We start from the raw sequence: 21,768 nt of genomic DNA, 5'->3' as shown, positions 1-21,768 counted from the left end.
CGGCCGTGGGCGCGCCTGCGCTGCGTCAGGCTGGCGGCATGACCGCCAACCCCTCCAGCGAGACACCCGCCGCGGGCCAGTTCCTGGTCCGCCCCGACGGCTCGGTCGTCGGCGACGACGGGCTCTCCGGCGCACTGGCGGCGGCGCTGCCCTACACGGGCCGGCTGGCCCGGCGTATGGGCGAGCTGGTCGACGCCGGTGACCTCCGGGTCATGGAGGCCTTCGGCACCGAGCACCTCATCGTCGCGGTGACCTGGACCCCCGCCGGCGAGGGCACCTTCCGGGCGGTCGTGATGCCGCTCGTCGGGCGCACGGTGCCGACCTTCACCGTCGTGGGAGCGGTCGACACGTCCGCCGCCGTCTCGCACTGCCTGACGCGGCTGTCCCGCGTCGACGGTGTCGAGTGGTGCTCGATCATCACCGCGAGCTCCCGGGTCATCGGCGCGGTGGGCGAGCGGCAGGACCTCCACCACCTGGCCGAGGCCGGCACCCGCATGCTGGCGATCCTGCGATCGCTCCAGGACCAGCACGCCACCGGGTTCGTCCGACTCCGGTTCGAGGAGGGCGCACTGGTCGGGGTCGCCCTCGGCCGTCACGCGCTGGTCGCGTCGGTCTCATCGGCGGAGGACGACGAGCTCATCGCGATGATCGACGAGATCCGGGCGATCCTCGCCGACCACGACCTCTCCACCGTTGCGACGGAGTTCGACCCCGACGAGCCGGAGGCGGTCGAGGAGGCACCGCCGCCCCCACCGGCGACGCCGGCTCCCGCACCGCTCGTCGGGGCGCGCTTCCGCTACGTGGAGCCCACCGAGAAGAAGCCGCGACGGCTGCGCCGCGGTCGCTGACCTGCTCAGCCCCGGGGCTGAGTCGGCCGCCCCGACTCAGCCCCAGCCGAGCGGGAACATCTCGAACGTCGCCGCGTGGGTGACGCCGAGCCCCTGGCCGCCGCCGCGGAGGATGCCGTCGAGGAACTCCTCGGGGTCCCAGCCCTCCCACCCGAGCCCGTCGATGTAGGCCTTGTGCTCCTTCAGCGAGGCCACGCCCGCCTGGAACGTCTCGGTGACGTCGACGGCGTGCGTCGCCTGCGGCGAGCTGCCCGACCAGACGGCGCGTACGCCGCCCCACGGCTCGAGGCCGTCGGTGAGCTGCTCGGGGAAGATCCACCGGTTGCCCGCGTCGCGTACGGCGTCCAGCAGCGCCCGACCCACGGCGATGTGGTCGGCCTGGTTGAGGTTGGTGCCGCCGAAGGTCTCGCGGAAGTTGATGGTCATCGCGATGTCCGGGCGGTGCTTGCGCACGACCGCGGCGATCGCGCGCCGCAGCTCGACGCCGTACTCCAGGACGCCGTCGGGGAGCCGCAGGAACTCGACCTCGTCGACCCCCACCACGCGGGCGGACGCGATCTCCTCGCCCTCGCGCAGCGAGCCGCTCTCGGCGGGGTGCACGCCGTCGATGCCTGCCTCGCCGCTCGTCACCATGCAGTAGACGATGCGCTTGCCCTGGCCGGTCCAGCGGGCGACGGCGGCGGCACCGCCGTACTCGATGTCGTCGGGGTGGGCGACCACGAAGAGCGCGGTCTCCCAGTCCTCGGGAAGGGGCTCGAAGGACGGGGGAGCGGGACGGTCGTCGGTCATGCATCGAGCATGGCACCCGACGCGTTGTGTAGTGAAGCAGTCGACTTGCTCATATAAGGTCGTCGCATGACAACGTATGCGCCCACCCGTCGTGGCTTCCTCGCCTCCGCTGCCGTCGTCGGTGGCGCCGCCCTCGCTCCGGCCTCGCTCTGGCGCGCCGCACCTGCCGCCGGCGCCTACCCGGCGATCCTCAAGTCGACGCCCACGACGTTGTACAAGGACTTCGGCACCAACGCCGAGATGCTGTGGAGCTCGGTCGACCCGAAGGCCTACCTCACGCCGCAGTCGCGGCTCTTCGTGCGCAACCACTCGAAGACGCCGAAGAACGACCGGTCCACCTACGCACTGAAGGTGTACGGCGACGGTCTCTCCACGTCGCGCACCGAGGCCGAGGCACTCACGCTGTCCTTCGCCGACCTGCAGCGCCTGCCGCACCACGACCTGACCGCGGTCGTGGAGTGCACCGGCAACGGCCGCAGCCTCTTCACGACGCAGCAGGGGCAGTCGGTGTCCGGCACGGCGTGGACCCTCGGCGCGGTCGGCACGGTGCGGTGGAGCGGCGTACGCCTGCGCGACGTGCTGGCGGCGGTGGGGATCTCCCCCGACGCGGTGTCGATCCAGGCCAGCGGGCTCGACGACCCCTTCGTCTCCGGTGGGACCGACTACGGCCGCGTGCGGCGGCCGTTCTCCGTCGAGAAGGCGCTCGACGACGCACTGCTGGCGTGGGGGATGAACGGCGAGGACCTGCTGCCCGACCACGGCTACCCGCTGCGGCTCGTCCTGCCGGGCTGGGTCGGCATCGCCAGCATCAAGTGGCTCGGCTCGCTCGAGGTCTCGACGACGCAGCTCTACTCGCCGTGGAACACGACCTTCTACCGGATGACCGGATCGCAGTGGCCCGCCGACTCCCCGCCGTTGACCGTCAACCCGGTGCGCTCCGCGTGGGAGCTCGCCAGGGACCAGGTGCTGCCGGCCCGACCGGTCACCCTCACCGGCCGCTCGTGGAGCGGTGCCGGCCAGATCTCCAAGGTCTCCGTCAGCCTCGACGGTGGCGAGTCGTGGCGGCCCGCCGTCCTCGACCGGCGCGGTCGCGAGGACCAGGGCTGGACGCAGTGGTCCGTGCGGTGGGGCAACCCGCGACCGGGTCGGCACGAGCTGCTCGCCCGGGCGACGGACGACCAGGGTCGGACGCAGCCGTTCGAGGCGGCGTACAACACCCAGGGCTACTTCTTCGACGCCGTCGTACGCCACCCGGTGCAGGTGGCGTGACGGCTCAGGCCATGACCCCGACGGGCGTCGGCGCGAAGCCCGGGAAGACCTGGGCGGTCGAGACCCCGAAGCGGCGGGTGACGATCTCGCTCAGGACGCTGCGGTAGTCGGTGGTGACCAGCAGGTCGGCGTCCAGCGAGTCCGTCAGGCCGGGCCAGGAGCCGTAGTAGCGACCGCCCCTCACCCCGGCGCCGGCGACGAACATGACGTTGCCGAAGCCGTGGTCGGTGCCGTAGTTGTCGTTCTCCTTGACCCGTCGGCCGAACTCGCTGAGCGTCACGAGCGTCACCCGGTCGGCGAACGGGCCGAGGTCGGCGAAGAAGGCAGCGATCGACCCGGCGAGGTCGCCGGCGTTGCGCCGCATCTCTCCCCACTCGACGGTGCCGAGGTCGGTGTGCATGTCCCAGTCGCCCTGGTCGACGGTGACGACCTCGGCGCCGACTCCCGAGCGCACGATCCGCGAGACGTCGGAGAGGGCCTTGCCGAGATCGGTGGCGGGGTACGCCGCCGCGGCGGACTCGCTCGCCGGCAGGTCGCGCGCCACACCGAAGCCCTGCGCTCCCGAGATCGCGTCGCGGACCGCCTGGTTCATCCGGCCGCTGCCCTTCCACGCGTGCTGGAGCGCGAGCAGCCGTCGGCCGTCGTCGTCCGTGCCGGCGACCTCGGCCCGGTCCACGTCGTCCACGACGAAAGCCGGGTTGACCCCGAAGAGGGAGGTCGGCACCTGGTTGCCCATCGCCGTGCCCTGCAGCGGCGAGGCGCCGGGCAGGTCACCGAGCAGGCGGTTGAGCCAGCCGTTGCGCTCGGTGGAGCCGGGGGCCGCGTCCTCGATGGCCTCCATCGCCGCGAAGTGGGAGCGGTTGGGGGTGGGCATGCCGGTGGCGTGCACCGCGGCCAGGGTCCCGGCGGTCCACATCGGCACCAGCGGCGCGAGCGCCGGGTGCAGGCCGAACATCGCGTCCGGCGCCAGGAGCGAGGCGTGCGGGATGGAGATGCTCGGGCGCGCGGCGTAGTAGGCCGGGTCGCCGTGGGGCACGACGAGCGACAGTCCGTCGGCCGCGCCGCGCAGCGACAGCAGCACCAGGACCGAGCCCAGCGGGGAGGACAGCCGGTTCGCGGTGCGGCCGGTGACGGCGTACGCCTGCGGACCCGAGCGCGTCAGGCCCGGGCCGAGGGCGAGTGCGCCGCCCGCGAGCGCGGTGCCGAGGAGGGCGCGGCGGCTGAGGGCGAGGCGTGCCTCGTCGTAGTCGGAGCAGCCGCAGGTGCGGGACTGGGATCGGGACGTCGTGTCGGTCATGTCAGCACGCCAGGTGGTCGGGGGAGTCGAGGACAGCGGCCAGCAGCCGCGGGAAGCCCCACTGGTAGAGGGCGTGCTCGCGATCGATCTTCTCCCTGGCCTTGCAGCCGGTGGCCAGGCGGGCGGTCTCGAGGAGGTGCTTCGACGCGGGGCGGTGCAGCAGGTCGCGGCTCACCGCGTCGACGAGGTCCGCGAAGCGGATCGGCTTCTTCGCCGGCACCCAGGCCGCGGGCTTGCGGTAGCGGAGGTCGACGCTCGGCCACCAGCCGCCGGCCATCGACCAGTGCATGCTCATCGAGCCGAGCGCCCGTGAGGGCGAGGCCCAGATGTCGTCGCGCACCGGGGTGCCGTCGGGACGCGGCCACGCGTGGGGGGACAGCCCGAGCCCGGACGCCTGCCAGAGCATGGCGATCGCACCGGAGTCGCTGCCGCTGGGCCGGCCGACCTCGACGCCGAGGGCGCGGTAGGTCGCCACCACGTCCTCGCTCGGGTCGCGCAGCTTCCTGCCCGCGGACTTGCGGAACTCCTTGCTCGCGACCAGCGCGCGGAGCACCGGCACGATCTCGGTGTCGTTCTTCAGGTAGACCTTCGCCAGCCGGTCGACCAGCGACGACGGCGGGTCGTCGCGGACGAACTTGGTGGCCAGCCGTTCGGCGATGTGGTGCGCCGTGGACGGGTGGTGGGCGAGGTAGCGCAGGTAGTCCTTGGTCAGCTGGCGACCGTCGCCCTTGCGGTTCTTGTCCGTGAAGCCCTTCACCTTCACCGTCCCGGTGAAGTGGTCCTCCTTGACGTAGGACGCGGCCCACGTCTCCCAGAGGTCCACGTGCCAGCCGGTGAGGATCCGGGCCGAGGCCTTGACGTCGTCCTCGCTGTAGTTGCCCGCGCCGAGGGTGTGCAGCTCGAGCAGCTCGCGACCGAGGTTCTCGTTGGGCGCCCGCTTCGTCGACGTGGCCGCCGACAGGAAGATCAGCATCGCCGGGTGGGTCGTGGTCTCGACGAGCATCTGGTCGAAGCGGCCGAGCGCGTGCTCGCGGATCGTCGCGCCGTAGTCGGCGCGCCAGGTGAAGTGGGCGTCGCCGCTGACGGGCACGTGGAGCATGCCCTCCCAGAACTCGGTCATCTTCTCGAGCACCGGGCGGCGGGTACGGATGCGGCGCACCAGCAGCCAGCGGCCGTAGTCCTCCATCACCTGCCAGCCGCCGCGGACCTCCTGGACCTGCCGCTGCCACAGGTCGGCCGGCTTGCGGTCGAGGTCGGGCCACCACCGGCGCACCTCGTCGGCGGCGCTGTCCGGGAACGCGCCCGGCCGGGTGAGCTGCTTCTCGAACCACGCCTGCGCGCCACCCGCACGGCGTACGTCGTTCGCCAGCGTGGCGTCGATGCCGTAGCCGAAGCGCGTGACGAGGTGCCGTTGCGACGGTGTCAGCAACGGTTGCTTCTCGCGATCTCTGCCCACGACGGCCCTCCCAGTCCCGAGGCGGACCACTGTGACACGTCTGGACGGCGTGCGGGAGCGTTAGCGGGTTGCCCGTGGGACGGCGTCCCGTGTCGGATGGTGACGTGGACATCCGCGAGCTCGACGCCCAGGACCCGGCCGCCCGACGTGCGTGGTTCGAGGTGATGGAGACCTCGGCGCGCGCGAACCGCCCGCACGCGCTGCTGGAGGGCTTCACCGCGTTCGAGGTCTCCGTCACCGAGCCGGGCGAGCACGCCCACCGCGTCCGCCTCGAGGCGCGCGACGGCGACGACCTCGCCGGGGTCGCCGAGCTCGAGCTCCCGCTGACCGAGAACCTCGACGTGGCCTGGGCCGAGGTCAACGTGCTGCCGGAGCGCCGTCGGCGGGGGACCGGCCGGCTGCTGTGGGAGGCGGTGGTCGACCGGGCTCGCGCGGCCGGACGCACGCGGATCGGCGGAGAAGTGTCGGTGGCCCCGGTCGACGGCGGACCCGGCCTGGAGTTCGCGGATGCGGTGGGAGCGGTGGAGAAGCACCGCGAGGACCACCTGCTGCTCGACCTCCCGGTCACGGCGGCGCCCGCCGATCCGGCGTACGACGTGGTCACGTGGCGCGGTCGCTGCCCCGACGAGCACCGCCCCGCCTACCTGGCGATGCGCAACCAGATGAACGCCGACGTGCCGCTCGGCGAGCTCGACCTCGAGCCCGTGGTCCTCGACGACGCCCGGCTCGCGTCGTCGGAGGAGCGGTTGATGCGGTCTTACGACGTCCGCGTGGCCGCCGCCCGACGGCGCTCGGACGGTGAGTTCGGCGGCTACTCGCTGCTGTTCGTCCCGCACGGAGAGGCCTACGGCTGGCAGGACGACACCCTCGTGATGCCCGACCACCGCGGCCACCGCCTCGGCGCGGCCCTCAAGACCGTCAACTACGCCGACCTGACTGGCGACGTCCGTGTCGTCCACACCTGGACCGCGCCCTCGAACGCCGCGATGCACCACACCAACACCGCCCTCGGCTTCCGCGTGGTCGAGCACATGCACGAGATGGAAGCGGCGATCTGAGTCGAGAATTCGCACTGAGTAGGGCGGGTGGGGCTCGAACCCACGACCCAAGGAAGAGGTCTGGGCCCGATCACGCGGCCTCACTATCGGCGCTTTCACGCTCAGAACGGGTGATTCTGCTCGAGCCGACGTCACCGCAGAACCCCCCAGTTCACCGCACAGTGGGGAATAAGTGGGGAGTGAAGCCCTCCCACTTCTCACCCGCAGGGCTCGCGCAGCAGCGGTCCCTCGACGAGAAGCAACTAACGCTCTTGCGGATCGCGCATCCGCAGGTCTGATGCCGGATCGGCCGGCGCACAACACCCGCGACCGCGTGTGCGCCCGCTGTTGAGCGCAGCGAGGACACCGACCACGGTGACGAAGGCGAGCAACACCAACACCGTCGTCATCTCCTTGTCCTCCCGCCGCGATGCAGTCTCGCTGCGACGCTAGCACCGCGGCCGGTTCCTCCTTGGGGTCGATGCGTCGCAACTCGTTCACCCAGCGCCGATTCGTTGCTAGTTCGGGCGTTGCCTCGTGCAACGTCCAGGTCTGCCGCGACCAGCTCGTCCGGATCTGCCGAGATGAGTGCTTCAGTGCTTGTCGCCGGACAGGTCGGCGTAGATGCGTTCCTGCTCATCCGGTGCGACCGTGTCCGCAACGAAGACTCCGAAAGAGCTCTTGCCGTACTGGACGCCGAGGACTTCCTTGGGCGGGTACCCCGCGAAGACCCATGTGCGCACCCGGCTCGGGCTGTCGGCGAACACAGAACCCCGGGCATCTCTTCCCGTGTCATCACACTCAGCCTCGTCCGCTTCGACGTGGCGTTCGGCCTCGTGACTCGATGTGCCCTGCGAGGTGTACACGACACCGTCCAATCGGATCTGCGATGCGCAGTCAGCCGATGACTGAGGACCGGTTTCTGAGCAAGCCGTCATAGCGACCAGTGCGAGACTGAGCAGCAGACACCTCATCCGGTCAGTCTGTCGCAAGTCCACGTTGCTATGACGCCCCCGACATGCGGTTCGCTCCCCTTGGACAACGCCCGGATCTGCCGCTGGCGGTGCGCGGATCGAATCTGCCGAGATCCGGATGTGGCCGCGTCGGGCGCACGAGCATGTGAGCCGTTGCTGGCTAGCAGGTCGCGGCTGCTTGCAGCGCCTCGCGAAGTTGTTGCTTGGCCTGTTGATAGTGATTCCGAACGGTTGATGCGGGCTGGTTGAGGATGTCGGCCACATGCGCCAGTGTGAAGCCTTCCCAGTGGACGAGGCGCACAATCTCTGCGTGCTTGGGGTCGAGCGCGTTGATGGCGGCCCTCACGTCCAGTCCCGCGTCGGCTGCCGGTGCAACGTCGGCGGTGGCGACGAGCGTCCGGACCCGGTCCGCAAGGCGAGTGCGTCGTTGGATGCCGCGTCGGTGGTTCAGAAGCGTCTTGTGCGCGATGCCGAACAGCCAGGCGCGGGCCTCACCGGGGTCCTGTGGGAGCGCAGGTGCTCGACGCCAAGCGGTCATAAGCGTGTCTGCAAGCAGGTCAGGTGCGTCATCGCTGCCGACTCGCCGTCGGAAATAGCGCAGTAGGTCGTCGGCGTTCTCGGTGAGGACCTTTGTTGTGCGGTCGGTCACTTCTCGGACTCCCGGAGGAACTGCGGGATGTTGGGGTAGGGATTGTCCCCGGTGCACCGCAGTTCGCCTTCCCACGAGAGGTTGTAGTCCGCGTAGTCGGTGTAGCCCTCGTCCAGCAACTTGGTGTGCACGGCATCGTAGGTGGCCTGTTGCATGGCGGTGACGTATTCATAGTCGGGGTCGTAGTTGGCGGTGCCATAGCCGAAGGTGACGTCGGGGCGCACCCCTGTGTCTCCGTCGAACTGCCAGGTTTGCGGCCCTTCCGCGCGGGTGGTGGCGATGGCGGCGTTGATGTCGGCGATCTCGTTCAGGGTGTGGTGGTTCAGCCAGTCGTGCACCATCTCGTTGGCCTCGGGGTTGGCGACTTTGAGGTCGCCGATGCGCTGTTCACACACACCCCCGCTAGGAAGCGTGAATGACAACGTTCCTGCCGGGTCGTCCGCCCAAGGGGCGTCCCAGTTCCCGAAGATGGAGCCTGAGACAGCGGCTGCGGCTCCTCCGCCGAAGAGAACGACAGTGGCGGCGGACGCGGCGAGGATGGCGCGCCGGGGTCGCCTGCGAGCGACAGGCGTGCGAGAGCCGCTCCTGGCGGCGTCACGGGTGGCCTCGACGAGATCGTCGAGCGCTGCGGTCATCGGTTCGCTGCCGCGGCCGGTGTCAGGTGCTGACTCGTTCAGTATGTCTTCGAGAGAGCGCACGGGGTCCTCCATTGCTTGCCGTCATGTTCTATCCCGTACATGTCCGGTCCCGCGCAAAGTGTCCTGAGCAAAGTCGAGAAAGCTCCATCGACGAGGTGGCCGATCCGATTTGTGCGCTCCTAGACGTCCGCCTCTGCCGCGATGAGCTCGCTCGGAGTGCGGCAGATCCGGGCGAGCGTGGCCGCCCTCAACGCAGCAGATCCGGACGTTGCACTTCGATCACATCGCACCCCTAACGGGCCGGTGTCCATCATCATGAATGCTGTGAGAGTCGCGGCGGCGAGGGGGACGTTGATCCGCATGGTGTTCGCCGTGCTGAGTGTCGTCCTCGTCAGTTCGGTGACGGGTTGCTCGACGCGTCAATGCACCGCGGCGTCAGGCGGCGACTGCGTAAGCCTGTTCGACTTCAAGGACCGCAAGTACTTCATGGCACCGACGCAGGTCGTTGAGTCCGTCCGGGTTGGGAGGGAAGTTGGCACAGGCAGCATGGATCCGTGTCGTGGCGAGGACCCCGCCTGCGTCAAACCGACTGACCGACAAGTGTTCGCGTTCCCTGGCGTCCCTCCCACGCAGGCGATCGTGCTCACCAATGCCGCAGGTGACGGCTTCGCCTACATCGTCACGGTGAAGCCGACGGAGGGCTCGGACACTGGTCTGGCGGACTACATGGAGCGCGCAGACGTCAAGATGCCCAAGCGCACCTAGAGGACCGCACATCGGCAGTCCGGACGTTCGGGTGGTCCAGGGATGACTCCACGAGGTCGCCGCGGGGTCAGTTGCTCGAGGTCAGCTCGTCTCTTTACCAGCGATCACGCGATGAACCTCTTGCGCAGGACACAGCCCCGAAGGACCGGCCCCTTGCACCCCCGGATCACGAAATACCTGTCGAGCTCGTCTATGCGTGCCCGAATTGCCCGCAACTTCGACGCTTTCACAGACGGCACGCATGCTACGGAGTTCCGTAGTCGGTCCGTCCCCGGTGGGCGGTTCGAACTTCATCTACGTGCCGACACGAGGCGAGCGGGTGGGGTCGGTGCACGGAGGCGTGAAGTTCTACCGCGGCGCAGCCGCGGCCGCCCGTGCCTACATCGAAGCCGACCATTCGCGCGCGGACGACTACTACCTCGTCGAAGGGACCGGTTTGGCCAAGCGCTACACGGCTACACCCGCCGCCCTGACCCTTGCGGGGAGCTTGGACGGTGACGCGTACGAGCAGTGGGTGGCCGGGTACGACGTCGACGCTGGTACACCAAAGGGGCGGCTGCGCCACAACGCGAATGCGTTGCGATTCGTCGAGGTCGTGGTCAACGGGCCGAAGACATGGTCGATCGCCGCTGCGCTAGACGGAGAGATCGCGGCGGCGTACGACGCGGCAATGGACCGTGCCGCAGCGGAGGTCGTCAGATACGTCACAGCCACTGCGACCACGCGCGTCGGCCCGCGTGACCGGCAGGTGCAGGTCCCAGTCGAACTACTCGAGGCGGCGGTCGTTCGGCACTACACGTCGCGCGCTGGCGACCCGCACCGACATCTGCACCTGCAATTCAATGCCCGCGTCTTCGCTCGCGGTGAGTGGCGGGGACTGCACTCGGTCGGAGTCGTGGACAGCATCGAGGCAATCAACGGCATCGGGCATGCTGCGATCACGTGTGATCCCGAGTTTCGCGAGACGTTGGCAAGGAACGGGTACACCCTTGACGACGCCGGCGAGATCATCGAGCTTCGCCCGTTTACGCCGGCGTTCAGCCATCGTGCCGCCCAGATCCAGCGCAACATCGAGCGATACGAAGCCGCCTGGCGAACTGACCATTCCGGAGAGGAACCAGGCCCGAGGCTGCGTCGAGGGTGGGACCGGCGCGCATGGGCCGAGGGCAGACCGGACAAGGTCGTCCCTGCCCACGGCAGCGAATTGGTCGATTGGTGGAACGACGAGCTGTTCGATCTCGGCTTCAAGCCACCTCAGCACGGCGTGACCGCTGGTGGTGTCGAGCCCGGGCGGATCCGGCGCGACGCAGTAGCGGAGGTAGCGCTGTCTCGTCTCGGCGCGCGCCGGTCGGCATGGAACAGCGCCGACGTGCGAGGAGAGGTCGAACGGCTCGTTGCCTCGACCGGGATAGTCGCCGAGCCCGGCGTGCGTGGAGAGCTGGTCGCCGACCTCGTCGGTCGCGCCCTTGCGCGGTGCGTGCCGCTGCTCGACCGCGATGACGTTCCAGCCCACATCCGGCAGCTCACCTCACAGAAAGTGATAGACGTCGAGGCCGATCTCGTCGAGTGCATCACCGCCCGCTCCCAACGAACTCCACCCGGTGCCCGCTCGGGACCGTGGCTCGAGGGTCTCGACGATGCACAGCTGGCGGTGGTGACAGCGCTAGCGGGTCAGGGGGAGACGCTTCTGCTGATCGAGGGCGCCGCCGGCAGCGGGAAGACGACCACCCTTTCCGCCGCCGCTCGCGCTCTTGCAGCGGATGGGCGGCGGCTCGTCGTCGTCACTCCGACGCTCAAGGCCGCGCAGATCGCGCAGCAACAGGTCGGCGCGGACGGGTTCTCAGCCGCGTGGCTCGCACACCAGCACGGATACCGATGGGACGAGAACGGCCGATGGAGCCAACTCGAGTCCTTCCCCGACCGAGCTGCGCGGCTACGCCGCGGGGATGTGTTGCTGGTCGACGAGGCCGGCATGCTCGATCAGGACACCGCCCGCGCGGTGTTCGCAATCGCTGCCCAGGCACGGGCGTCCATCGCGCTGCTCGGGGATCGCCACCAGCTCCCCGCCGTGGGCCGTGGAGGCGTCCTCGACCTCGCCGCTCGTTGGGCACCACCAGGAGCACGCTTCGAGCTCGACGCTGTGCACCGGTTCACCGATCCCGCATACGCCAACCTCAGCCTGCTGATGCGCACGGGAGAGCGACCGGGCGAGGTGTTCGACGCCCTGTTGCACTGCGGCCAGGTAGTCGTCCACTCCAGCGAGGTGGAGCGGACCGCAGCGCTCGCCCGCATCGGAACCGACATCGACCAGCTCATCGTGGCGGACACCCACGACCAGGTCGGCGCTCTCAACGCAGCCATCCGTGATAGGCGCCGGCGGGCTCACCAAGCGACTGGTGAGCGACTTGGAGACCTCGTGACGCAGCATGGTGAGCTCATTGGTGTCGGCGACCGGATCACCACCCGCCGTAACGACCGCGACCTCGGGGTCGCCAACCGCGAGAGGTGGGACGTGATCGCCAGCAACCCCGACCGGAGCCTGATCGTCACGGGCCAGGCCGGTGAACGGACCCTGCCCTACGAGTACGTCGCTCAGCACGTGGAGCTCGCCTACGCCACCACCGCGTACGGCGCTCAAGGAGAAACCGTCGAGACCGCTCACCTGCTTCTAGGGGAGACGACCAGCGCCGCTTCGGCCTACGTCGGCATGACCCGAGGCCGAAGCACCAATACTGCCCACCTCGTCGCCGACACCGTCGACGACGCACGCGCTGAATGGATCGAGATCTTCAGCCGCGACCGCGCAGACCTCGGACCAGCGCACGCTGCCCTGCGAGCAGCCGACGATATCGACCGCTACGGCAGCCAGGCGCGCTCGCATTCCGTCGCAATGCAGGCCGCAGTATTGCGCGCCGCCCGAGATCGCGCCGCTGGTGCCGACCACGCGCCCGGGCGTTCGAGGGTCACGTTCCCAGGACTCGGCAGGTGACCGACACATGATCACGCACGGTCCGAAATCACTCGCTCGCTGTTGCTTGTCCTGATCCGAGATGAGCGTCTCGCGCTCGAGATGACAAGGACCAAACCGTGAACCCCATCCACCGCAACGCAGAGCCGCACCGAGACCTCCTGACGGCAGCCGAGCTCGCCGATCGGTGGGCCGTGACCGCTGGACATCTGGCCAACCTGCGAGCCCACGGCGAGGGCATCAGCTACATCAAGCTTGGCAGCCGAGTTGCCTACCGCTACGCGGACGTCATCGCTTACGAGGACACCCACTACGTCGAGGTCGGCTGAACTTATCCACAACGGCGATGCGGCACCGCTTGTCCACAGATTCATCGAGGCGAAGTTGACGCACTCTCACCGGCTCGCACCCTTGAACTGTTGCCCACTCAGGAGACGATGACCGTGCCGCGACCGACCACCCCGCCGTACGAGCTGGGACGCATCACTCTCAGTCCTCACCCGACCAGTCCTGGGCAGTTCCGAGCGCGCGGCTACTACAAGGACCGGCGAAACGTCCGCCGTGAGGCGACCGCGGCTGGGAGTTCGCGAGCCGCTGCGACCCGGGCCCTCCGTGCCAAGGTCGCCGCCGCGGAGAGGGATCACGCCGGAGGGACCGCCGAGCTCAACAACGAGACCCGGGTCGATGCCGCCGCGGAGATCTGGTTGACCCGCAAGCGCAATCAGCGCAAGCGCGGTGGGGGTGCGTTGGCGCCCGTCACGATCGCTGACTACGAGGGCTACGTCGGCCGGGTCATCAAGGGTTCCGCCATCGCGGCGCTGACCGTGTCTCAGGTAAACTCGATTGCCGTCATCGAGCATTGGCTCACCGAGATCGCCAACACGCGTGGCAACGTCGCCGCCCTGCAGTCGCGCAAGGTCTTAGGCGGCATCCTCACGCTCGCCGAACGCGTCGATGCGATCCCGGCAAGCGTGATGCGTCGGGTCGAGCTGCCTGTCGCGGCGCCAGGCACCGCCGGCGATCGGTCATGCCGGGACCCCGAGGACTGCGACGGCAACTGCGGAGGTCGACACCTCGACACCCGACGCGCGTTCACCATCGAGGAGATGAAACGCGTCCAGTGTGCCGCCGACGCCTCCAGCGCTGACATCGGCGACCTCGTCGCGTTCCTCTTCGGGACAGGTGCCCGCATCTCGGAGGCGCTCCGACACACCGCATGGGCTGACGTCGACCTTGACGCCCAGCGCGTGCGGGTCCGAGGCACCAAGACACGACAAGCCGACCGCGTACTCGCGCTGAGCGACGCCCTGACCGAACGACTCCGGATCAGAGCTGGCCACTTCGGCACTGAGGGGCAAGTGTTCGGCACGACCAGGTTCTCGATCAGCCGAAAGGGAGCCAACATCCTCGGCAAGCCCCGCGACCGTCAGAACGTCCTCAGGGCGATCCGAAAGGTGCTCACGGAAGCCGACGCCCGCTGGGCGGGCTCACACTCGTTCCGAAGGACGGTGGCGACCTGGATGGACCAGGCCGGCGCACCGCTCGCCGAGATCGGGGCTCAGCTCGGCCACAGCGACCTGAACGTCACCGCGCACTACCTCGGTCGCACAACCCCGCCGACACGAGCCGCCTCAATCATGGTGCTTCCCGACTTCGAAACGTCTGAAAGTGGGGAATAAGTGGGGAATCAGGACACCCGGCCCGAGGGCGAGTCGAGACAGGATCGGGTTTCCGCACGTCACACGCTTGCCGAGTGGGGCGGGTGGGGCTCGAACCCACGACCCAAGGATTATGAGTCCTCTGCTCTGACCGACTGAGCTACCGCCCCTCGCGGCGCACCCTATCGGGCACCGCCGACCCGTCAGCCCTCACCGGCGATCAGGTAGCCCTCGCCTTGCCGGGCGAGCTGCAGCCGCCCCTGGGAGGTCGTCGTACGGCCCGAGGTGGTGACGTAGTCGATCGTGTACGACACCGTCAGCGACTCCGGGTCCACGCTGATGCCGGACGGGCTCGCCGAGCGGATCGTGCTCCAGAACCCCGAGTAGCCCTCGTAGCCGCCGCTCGCCTCCTGGAACTCCGGCGTGAGCATGGCGTACGACGACTCGGGGTCGGAGGTCACGAGCGAGAAGTAGTCCTGCAGGAAGGCCTGCACCTCCGCACGCGTGCCGCTCGGGGACGGGCTGGGGTCGGTGGTCGGCTCCTCCGAGGCGGTCTCCGACGGCTCGGTGGACGACGGCTCCTCCGACGGCTGCTCAGACGGCTCCTCCGACTGCTGGGTGCTGGTGTCGGACGACTCGGGCTGCTGTCCGTCGCCCGGCCAGAGCAGCCACGTCCCGAGGGCCGCCAGCAGCACGAGGACCGCGGCGGCCGCGATCCAGCCGAGCGGTGCGCGACGGGGCTCACGCTCGTCGGATCGTCCGACCGGGGGAACGGCGGCCGGAGGAACGGCGGCCGGGGGAGTGGCCGCCGGGGGAGTCGCTGCCGGCACCGGTTCCACGGGCACGGTCTCCATCCGCGTCGTGTCGTCCGCGACCTGCGGTCCCCGGACGATGCGACGCAGCTCGTCGCGGACCTGCTCCGCGGACCACCGCTCGTCGGGGTCCTTGACCATCGTGTGGGCCAGCACCCCGGCGAGGGGGTGGTCGGTCGGCAGGCGCGGCGGCTCGTCGTGGACGATCCGGTAGAGCCCGCCCATGACGTTGCCGCCGACGTCGTACGGCGCTCGCCCCTTGACGGCGTGGTAGAGCGTGGCCCCGAGCGACCACACGTCGCTCGCCGGCGTCGCGGGGGAGCCGGACGCGACCTCGGGTGCGAGGTAGGCGGGCGATCCCGTGACCTCGCCGGTCACCGTCAGGGCCGAGTCGCTGGCGCTGCGGGCGATGCCGAAGTCCCCGAGCTTCGCGTGGTCGTCGTCGCCGACCATGATGTTGCTGGGCTTGACGTCGCGGTGGACGATGCCGGCCCGGTTGGCCTGCACGAGCGCGTCGGCGGCCTGGGCGAGGATCCCGGCAGCCCGCTCGGCGCCGAGGGCGCCATCGGCCCGGACGACCTCCGCCAGCGTGCGGCCCCGGACGTGCTCCATCACCAGCCAGTAGCAGTCGACGTCCTTGACGAGGTCGAGGATCGACACCACGTGCGGGTGGGTGATGCCCGCGGCGATCCGGGCCTCCCGCTGGGCGCGCTCGATGTCCCGGTCCGTGGTGCCGGGCAGGAGACCGATCCGCTTGATGGCGACCGTCCGCCCGAGCACCTCGTCGTGGGCGAGGTGCACGATGCCGGCGCCGCCCCTGCCGATCTCCCGGTCGAGGGTGTACCTGCCTGCGATCACGCGAGCCCCTTTCGCTGGACCGCGCTCCACGCTAGCCGGGGGTCCGGGCGCTGCTCACACCCGTTGGGACCTGAGGTGGGTACTAGCACCATCGGACATCTCGCGGCACCGGCCGTGTCCGGGAAGGCTGGGACCACCTACTGAGGAGGACCCATGAACCGCATCACGACCATCACCGCCACCCTCGCGCTCGCGTCCCTCGCGGCCACCATCGGCGCGACCCCCGCCTCTGCCGGAGGTGGCGACGACGACCGCGTCATCCGCACCGGCAGCTGCAGCGCCGGCGCCGACTGGAAGCTCAAGGTCAAGACCGACGACGGCCGCCTCGAGGTCGAGGGGGAGATCGACAGCAACGTCGCCGGCCAGCAGTGGCGCTGGACCATCCGCCACAACGGCTCGGTCAGCGACCGCGGCACGGCCACCACGACGGCCCGCAGCGGCTCGTTCGAGGTCGAGCGCAAGATCGTCGACCTCGCCGGCACCGACGCGGTCGCCTTCAGGGCCGTGCGCGACGGCCAGGTGTGCCGAGGTGTGGTCAACTACTGACCTCATCGGAGGAGCACACCCCATGCGTTGGCTGACGAATCCCGTGGCGCAGTTCCTGGCCACGGGATTCGTCACGCTCCTGGTCGTCGTCCTCGTCACCGGCGCGCTGAGCCGCGACGCCGCCGACGAGGAGGCCGTCGCCGACGCGCGGGCCCTCACCCAGGTGCTCGGCCGCTCCGTCGCCCAGCCGGCGATCCCCGAGGGCCTGGTCGACGGCGACGCGGCGGCCATCGACCGGCTCGACCGCACGGTCCTGGACCGCCTGCTCGTGGGCGACGTACGCCGGATCAAGATCTGGGCGGCCGACGGCACCATCCTCTACAGCGACCGCACCGAGCTGATCGGTGCCGCCTACCCCCTCGGCGACGACGAGCTCGAGGTGATCGAGGACGGCGGCACCGACGCCGAGATCTCCGACCTCACCCGCCCCGAGAACCGCTACGAACGCGCTCTCGGTGGCGACCTCCTCGAGGTCTACACGCGCGTCTGGTCGCCGGAGCGGGAGCCGCTCCTCTTCGAGGCCTACTTCACCGCCGACGAGCTGGGTGAGCAACGCGCAGCCGTCCTCGACCGCTTCCTCCCGATCACCATCGGTGCCCTCGCCGCGCTGGTGCTGCTGACGACGCCGCTCATGCTGCTGCTGACGCGTCGGCTCTCCCGGGCGGCGCGCGAGCGCGAGCGGCTGCTCGAGTCGGCCGTCCGCGCCTCCGACGCGGAGCGCCTGCGCATCGCCCGTGACCTGCACGACGGCGTCGTCCAAGACCTGGCCGGCTCCTCGCTGGCACTGTCCACGCTCGCCGCCCGGAGCGACGCGGAGATGTCGACCGACCTCGAGGAGGTCGGTCGCTCGCTGCGGGTGAGCATGCGCTCGCTGCGCTCCCTGCTCGTCGAGATCTACCCGCCCGACCTGCACACCGCCGGCCTGGCCGCAGCCGTGCAGGACCTCGTCGCCCCGCTGGTCGGCGCAGGAGTACGCGTCGACGTGGACGTCAGCGGCGACGAGGACGCGTCCGGTGCCGCGGTCGCCCTCGTCTGGCGGCTGGCGCAGGAGTCGGTGCGCAACGTGGCGCGCCACGCCCGCGCGACCCGGATGTCGCTGACCGTGCGACGCGAGGACGACCACCTGGTGCTCGAGGTCGTCGACGACGGGATCGGCTTCGACCCCGGTGCCACGCCGGCCGACGCGCACTTCGGGTTGCGCGCTGCGGAGAGCCTGGTGCGCGAGCACCGCGGCACCATGGAGGTGGAGTCGGCCCCCGGCTCGGGCACGATCGTCCGGGTGGAGGTGCCGCTCGGATGACCCGGATGATCCGCGTGGTGCTGGCCGACGACCACGCCGTCGTACGCCGTGGCCTCGCCGGGCTCCTCGAGTCGACCGACGACCTCGAGGTCGTCGGCGTCGCCAAGGACGGCAGTGAAGCGGTCGCGCTGGTCCTCGAGCACCGCCCGGACGTGGCGGTGATGGACCTCCAGATGCCGGTGCTCGACGGCGTCGAGGCGACCCGCGCGATCGTGGAGGCGCAGACGGGCACCGAGGTGCTGGTGCTGACGTCGTTCTCCGACCATGCCCGCATCGACGCTGCCATCGAGGCAGGCGCCGTCGGCTACCTGCTCAAGGACGCCGAGCCCGACACGCTCCTCGACGGCATCCGCGCGGTGGCACGGGGTGAGTCGCCGCTCGACCCGCGGGCCGCGCGCCGATTGCTGTCGAGGGCCACCGGCGCGGGGGAGCAGCAGGCGCCCTCGTGGGCGTCGTCCGGCCTGTCACCGCGCGAGGTCGAGGTGCTGCGGCTGGTGGTCGAGGGGCTGCTCAACAAGCAGATCGCCGGTCGGCTGGGCATCACCGAGCGCACGGTGAAGGCGCACCTGACGTCCGCCTACCAGCGGATCGGCGTCGCCGACCGCACGCAGGCCGCGTTGTGGGTCGAGCGCCACGGGCTCGACCACGCGTAGGTGTCTCAGACCTCGTTGGCGATCAGGTAGTCGTCGCCGTCACGCTGCAGCTGGAGCCGGATCCGCTGGGTGCTCTGAGCGCCCGACTTCATCTGGTAGGTCACCGTGTAGGCGACCGTCTGGTCCGCGGGGTTGCTCTCGACACTCTCCAGCTCGGCCGACCGGACCTTGCTCCACCACCCGATGTAGCCCTCGTAGTCACCGCTCGCCTCCTGGAAGGCGGGGGTCAGCTGCTGGAAGGCCGCCTCGGGGTCCGTGGTGACGGTGTCGAGGTAGGACGCGATGAAGTCGTCCATCTGCTGACGCAGCTCGTCGGCCGTCGGCTCGGTGGCACTGTCGTCCGGCGTCTCGCTGGCGCTCGTCTGCGAGGAGTTCGTCGAGTCGTCGGGCGCGGCCTCGGGCGTGCCTCGCCCGGCCAGGACGTACGCCGTCATGATCGCTGCGACGGCCGCCACCCCAGCGACCGCGATCCAGCCCCAGTGCCGACGGCGCGGTCGCGCGGCCCGCGGCAGGGGAGCCGGGCGCACCGCGGGGATCGTTCCGGTCCGCTCGCGGTCCGGGACCGGTGCGGCCGGTGTGGCGGCGGCGCTCGCCCGGGACGGCTCCCCGCGCGAGATCCGGACCAGGTCGTCGCGCACCTGCTGCATCGACCACCGCTGGTCCGGGTCGTGCGTCATCATCACCGTCAGCAGCCCGGCCACCCGGTGCTCCGGGTCCAGTCGCGGCGGGTCCTCGTGCACGATCTTGTAGAGCGCACCGATCAGGTTGTCGCCGACGTCGTAGGGCGGCTTGCCGGTGACCGCATGGAAGAGCGTGGCACCCAGCGACCACACGTCGCTCGCAGGCGAGGCCGACGAGCCGCTGGCGACCTCCGGTGCGAGGTAGGCCGGGGAACCGGTGACCAGGCCCGTCTGCGTGAGCGAGGCGTCGTTCTCGGAGCGGGCGATCCCGAAGTCGTTGAGCTTGGCGCCGCCGTCGGCGATGAGGATGTTGCTGGGCTTCACGTCGCGGTGGACGATCCCGTTGGCGTGGGCCTCGACCAGGGCGTCTGCCGTCTGGCCGAGCAGCCTGGCTGCGTCGTCGGCCGCGAGCGGTCCCGTACGCCGCACCTTCTCGTTCAGCGTCTCGCCGTCGACGTACTCCATCACCAGCCAGCGGACGTCCTCCTCGTCGACGAGGTCGAACACCGACACGACGTGGGGGTGGTTCAACGCGGCGGCCAGGCGGGCTTCCCGCTCCGCGCGCTCGCGCTCGACGTCGTCGGAGCCGGTGAGCATGCCGATGCGCTTGATCGCCACCTGCCGTCCGAGGACCTCGTCGCGTGCGAGGTGCACCGTGCCGGAGCCCCCTCGACCGATCTCTCGCTCGAGCCTGTACCTGCCTGCGATCACGTGCCGTCCTTCCTGCCTGCTCGCCCTAGGCTAGTCACCGACCACCAGCCCGACCCCACCCGAAGGAATCCACGTGACGACCCCGAATGTCCTCGACGAGCTGGAGTGGCGCGGCCTCATCGCGCACTCCACCGACCGCGACGCGCTCCGCGCGGCGCTGGGCGAGGGGAGCGTCAAGTTCTATGTGGGCTTCGACCCGACGGCGCCGAGCCTGCACATGGGCAACCTCGTCCAGCTGGTGACGGCCCGGCGGCTGCAGGACGCCGGCCACACGCCGTACATCCTCGTCGGTGGCGCCACCGGCATGATCGGTGACCCGCGGGACTCCGGCGAGCGCGTCCTCAACTCGCTCGACACCGTCAAGGAGTGGACCGAGCGGGTCCGGCAGCAGGTCTCGCGGTTCGTCTCCTTCGACGGGGACAACGCCGCGACGACGGTCAACAACTACGACTGGACCGCCTCGCTGTCGGTGATCGACTTCCTGCGCGACATCGGCAAGCACTTCCCGGTCAACCGGATGCTCGCGCGCGAGACGGTCAAGCGCCGGCTCGAGTCGGGGATCAGCTACACGGAGTTCTCCTACGTGCTGCTCCAGTCGATGGACTTCCTCAACCTCTTCCGCGAGCACGGCGTGGTGCTCCAGTACGGCGGGTCCGACCAGTGGGGCAACATCACCGGCGGTGCCGAGCTGGTGCGCCGGGTCGAGGGCGCCCACGCGTACGCCTTCGCGACTCCGCTGATCACCAAGGCCGACGGAACGAAGTACGGCAAGACCGAGGGCGGAGCCCTGTGGCTGGACGCCGAGATGATGTCGCCCTACGCCTTCCACCAGTTCTGGCTCAACGTCGAGGACGAGAAGGTCGGCGAGCTGCTGCGGATCTTCACATTCCTCTCCCGCGAGGAGATCGAGGAGCTCGAGCAGCAGACGGCCGAGAAGCCGTTCCTGCGCGCCGGCCAGAAGCGTCTCGCCGACGAGGTCACCGCCCTGGTGCACGGCGAGCACGAGGTGGAGCAGGCCAAGGCGGCCGCGGCGGCCCTGTTCGGCGGGGGAGACCTGTCGTCGATCAAGCCCGACACGCTCGCTGCCGCCCTGAGGGAGGCCGGGGGTACGACGCTTCCCGCCGGCGAGCTGCCCGGGATCGTCGACCTGCTCGTCGCCGCTGGCCTGGTGAAGAGCAAGGGCGACGCCCGACGGACGGTCGCGGAGGGTGGGGCCTACCTCAACAACGTGCGCGTCGAGGACCCCGAGCTCCGCCCGACCGAGGCCGACCTGGTGGCGGGCTCGTGGCTCGTGCTGCGCCGCGGGAAGAAGAACTTCGCCGGCATCCAGGTCGGCTGACCGCGGCATGCGGTGGGTGCGTGGTGGGGGCCGCGACACGCCCCGCCACGCGCCCCACCTGTCACAACCCGCCTCTGACCTGCGAAAACGTCAGTGTGCCCGCGGTCACACCATCTCGATTTGCGCGCTGTCCTGAGTACGCATACTGTTCTCTTCGTCGCCAGGGAGCGGCGGGGAACAAGACCGGTCAGGTCGGGTTCCCGGCCCCGGGCAGGACAACCCGAAGCGGTCATCGGTCACGGTGACACCACCGGGTCAGAGCGAAACAGTCGAGGATTTGCCACGACAGAAAGTCGCTCGCTAAGTTTCACCAGTTGCCTCACGCAACCGAGATCCTCACCGGATCGCGATGTGGGTGCGTCTGATTTTTGAGAACTCAACAGTGTGTTTGATTAGTCGACGAATTAGTTTGTAATGCCCTGTCGACACTGGTTTGTGGCCTTTGGGTTGCGGTTGGTGTTGATGGTTTCTTTGACAATGATTCTGACAACATGTCAGTTTCGTTTTTTGTCGGGGGATGT

Annotated in this window: 19 protein-coding genes and 1 tRNA gene; 11 read left to right on the top strand and 9 right to left on the bottom strand. The window is 69.7% G+C overall.

Annotated features, from left to right (window positions below):
• Positions 1-38: 38 nt before the first annotated feature.
• Positions 39-848, top strand: a complete 810-nt coding sequence (locus EUA06_RS13525; RefSeq protein ID WP_129476654.1) for a hypothetical protein — start codon at positions 39-41, stop codon at positions 846-848.
• Between the two features lie 36 nt (positions 849-884).
• Here the strand turns inward: EUA06_RS13525 and EUA06_RS13520 are convergent, their stop codons facing one another.
• Positions 885-1,637, bottom strand: a complete 753-nt coding sequence (locus EUA06_RS13520; RefSeq protein ID WP_129476651.1) for a PIG-L deacetylase family protein — start codon at positions 1,635-1,637, stop codon at positions 885-887.
• A 66-nt stretch (positions 1,638-1,703) separates the two neighbouring features.
• Between EUA06_RS13520 and EUA06_RS13515 the strand changes: the two genes are divergently transcribed.
• Complete coding sequence (locus EUA06_RS13515) at positions 1,704-2,906, top strand: sulfite oxidase (protein ID WP_129476649.1); 1,203 nt, start codon at positions 1,704-1,706, stop codon at positions 2,904-2,906.
• A gap of 4 nt (positions 2,907-2,910) precedes the next feature.
• Here the strand turns inward: EUA06_RS13515 and EUA06_RS13510 are convergent, their stop codons facing one another.
• Together EUA06_RS13510 and EUA06_RS13505 are read right to left on the bottom strand one after the other, a co-directional pair.
• Positions 2,911-4,203 carry a DUF1501 domain-containing protein gene (locus EUA06_RS13510; protein ID WP_129476646.1) on the bottom strand — a complete coding sequence of 431 codons (1,293 nt, stop codon included), beginning with the start codon at positions 4,201-4,203 and terminating at the stop codon, positions 2,911-2,913.
• A 1-nt stretch (position 4,204) separates the two neighbouring features.
• On the bottom strand, positions 4,205-5,632 hold the full coding sequence (locus tag EUA06_RS13505) for a DUF1800 domain-containing protein (protein ID WP_165354392.1): 1,428 nt from the start codon (positions 5,630-5,632) through the stop codon (positions 4,205-4,207).
• Positions 5,633-5,763: 131 nt separating this feature from the next.
• On the opposite strand from EUA06_RS13505, the gene EUA06_RS13500 reads away from it, so the two are divergent.
• Complete coding sequence (locus EUA06_RS13500; protein WP_129476640.1) at positions 5,764-6,717, top strand: GNAT family N-acetyltransferase; 954 nt, start codon at positions 5,764-5,766, stop codon at positions 6,715-6,717.
• A gap of 572 nt (positions 6,718-7,289) precedes the next feature.
• On the opposite strand, the gene EUA06_RS13495 is transcribed toward EUA06_RS13500, so the two are convergent.
• The 3 genes from EUA06_RS13495 to EUA06_RS13485 form a co-directional block, all read right to left on the bottom strand.
• A complete protein-coding gene (locus EUA06_RS13495; RefSeq protein WP_277985675.1) occupies positions 7,290-7,634 on the bottom strand; it encodes a DUF6281 family protein in 345 nt (114 codons plus the stop codon).
• Between the two features lie 196 nt (positions 7,635-7,830).
• Entirely contained in the window at positions 7,831-8,319 is a 489-nt protein-coding gene (locus EUA06_RS13490; protein WP_165354391.1) for an RNA polymerase sigma factor, read from the bottom strand.
• The gene (locus EUA06_RS13485; protein ID WP_129476632.1) at positions 8,316-9,017 is read right to left on the bottom strand and encodes a hypothetical protein; all 702 of its coding nucleotides are present in this window, start codon (positions 9,015-9,017) and stop codon (positions 8,316-8,318) included. The genes EUA06_RS13490 and EUA06_RS13485 overlap by 4 nt, the downstream gene beginning before the upstream one ends.
• 300 nt (positions 9,018-9,317) lie before the next feature.
• Between EUA06_RS13485 and EUA06_RS13480 the strand changes: the two genes are divergently transcribed.
• The 4 genes from EUA06_RS13480 (at position 9,318) to EUA06_RS13465 (ending at position 14,369) form a co-directional block, all read left to right on the top strand.
• Positions 9,318-9,722 (top strand): DUF6281 family protein, encoded by a 405-nt coding sequence (locus EUA06_RS13480; protein WP_129476629.1) that lies wholly within the window; start codon positions 9,318-9,320, stop codon positions 9,720-9,722.
• Between the two features lie 340 nt (positions 9,723-10,062).
• The gene (gene mobF, locus EUA06_RS13475) at positions 10,063-12,711 is read left to right on the top strand and encodes a MobF family relaxase (protein WP_242498151.1); all 2,649 of its coding nucleotides are present in this window, start codon (positions 10,063-10,065) and stop codon (positions 12,709-12,711) included.
• Positions 12,712-12,809: 98 nt separating this feature from the next.
• Positions 12,810-13,019, top strand: a complete 210-nt coding sequence (locus EUA06_RS13470) for a helix-turn-helix transcriptional regulator (RefSeq protein ID WP_207208348.1) — start codon at positions 12,810-12,812, stop codon at positions 13,017-13,019.
• 90 nt (positions 13,020-13,109) lie between these two features.
• The gene (locus EUA06_RS13465) at positions 13,110-14,369 is read left to right on the top strand and encodes a tyrosine-type recombinase/integrase (RefSeq protein ID WP_129476625.1); all 1,260 of its coding nucleotides are present in this window, start codon (positions 13,110-13,112) and stop codon (positions 14,367-14,369) included.
• A gap of 75 nt (positions 14,370-14,444) precedes the next feature.
• Here the strand turns inward: EUA06_RS13465 and EUA06_RS13460 are convergent.
• Positions 14,445-14,518 (bottom strand) — tRNA-Ile (locus EUA06_RS13460).
• A 33-nt stretch (positions 14,519-14,551) separates the two neighbouring features.
• The gene (locus EUA06_RS13455) at positions 14,552-16,018 is read right to left on the bottom strand and encodes a serine/threonine-protein kinase (RefSeq protein ID WP_165354390.1); all 1,467 of its coding nucleotides are present in this window, start codon (positions 16,016-16,018) and stop codon (positions 14,552-14,554) included.
• A 153-nt stretch (positions 16,019-16,171) separates the two neighbouring features.
• On the opposite strand from EUA06_RS13455, the gene EUA06_RS13450 reads away from it, so the two are divergent.
• Genes EUA06_RS13450 through EUA06_RS13440 form a run of 3 tightly spaced genes read left to right on the top strand, consistent with a single transcriptional unit; the run spans position 16,172 to position 18,517 of the window.
• Positions 16,172-16,564: a hypothetical protein gene (locus EUA06_RS13450; protein WP_129476619.1), complete on the top strand. Its 393-nt coding sequence runs from the start codon at positions 16,172-16,174 to the stop codon at positions 16,562-16,564.
• Positions 16,565-16,586: 22 nt separating this feature from the next.
• Positions 16,587-17,864 (top strand): sensor histidine kinase, encoded by a 1,278-nt coding sequence (locus EUA06_RS13445; RefSeq protein ID WP_129476616.1) that lies wholly within the window; start codon positions 16,587-16,589, stop codon positions 17,862-17,864.
• Entirely contained in the window at positions 17,861-18,517 is a 657-nt protein-coding gene (locus EUA06_RS13440) for a response regulator (protein ID WP_207208347.1), read from the top strand. Before EUA06_RS13445 ends, EUA06_RS13440 begins: the two co-directional genes overlap by 4 nt.
• 5 nt (positions 18,518-18,522) lie before the next feature.
• Here the strand turns inward: EUA06_RS13440 and EUA06_RS13435 are convergent, their stop codons facing one another.
• On the bottom strand, positions 18,523-19,908 hold the full coding sequence (locus tag EUA06_RS13435; RefSeq protein ID WP_129476613.1) for a serine/threonine-protein kinase: 1,386 nt from the start codon (positions 19,906-19,908) through the stop codon (positions 18,523-18,525).
• Positions 19,909-19,981: 73 nt separating this feature from the next.
• Here EUA06_RS13435 and tyrS point away from each other — a divergent pair, with 73 nt between their 5' ends.
• Positions 19,982-21,247 (top strand): tyrosine--tRNA ligase, encoded by a 1,266-nt coding sequence (tyrS, locus tag EUA06_RS13430; RefSeq protein ID WP_129476611.1) that lies wholly within the window; start codon positions 19,982-19,984, stop codon positions 21,245-21,247.
• Positions 21,248-21,768 lie beyond the last annotated feature (521 nt).

Origin of the sequence: Nocardioides glacieisoli, assembly GCF_004137245.1 — a bacterium.
GTDB lineage: Bacteria > Actinomycetota > Actinomycetes > Propionibacteriales > Nocardioidaceae > Nocardioides > Nocardioides glacieisoli.
This window is presented reverse-complemented; position numbering and strand designations above follow the sequence as displayed.

Bases quoted from the DNA above. Each gene is read 5' to 3' on its own strand.
- EUA06_RS13515 (WP_129476649.1), top strand. From the start codon at position 1,704: ATGACAACGTATGCGCCCACCCGTCGTGGCTTCCTCGCCTCCGCTGCC.
- EUA06_RS13480 (WP_129476629.1), top strand. From the start codon at position 9,318: ATGGTGTTCGCCGTGCTGAGTGTCGTCCTCGTCAGTTCGGTGACGGGT.
- EUA06_RS13495 (WP_277985675.1), bottom strand. From the start codon at position 7,634: ATGACGGCTTGCTCAGAAACCGGTCCTCAGTCATCGGCTGACTGCGCA.
- EUA06_RS13445 (WP_129476616.1), top strand. From the start codon at position 16,587: ATGCGTTGGCTGACGAATCCCGTGGCGCAGTTCCTGGCCACGGGATTC.
- EUA06_RS13450 (WP_129476619.1), top strand. From the start codon at position 16,172: ATGAACCGCATCACGACCATCACCGCCACCCTCGCGCTCGCGTCCCTC.
- EUA06_RS13525 (WP_129476654.1), top strand. From the start codon at position 39: ATGACCGCCAACCCCTCCAGCGAGACACCCGCCGCGGGCCAGTTCCTG.
- EUA06_RS13520 (WP_129476651.1), bottom strand. From the start codon at position 1,637: ATGACCGACGACCGTCCCGCTCCCCCGTCCTTCGAGCCCCTTCCCGAG.
- EUA06_RS13510 (WP_129476646.1), bottom strand. From the start codon at position 4,203: ATGACCGACACGACGTCCCGATCCCAGTCCCGCACCTGCGGCTGCTCC.
- EUA06_RS13440 (WP_207208347.1), top strand. From the start codon at position 17,861: ATGACCCGGATGATCCGCGTGGTGCTGGCCGACGACCACGCCGTCGTA.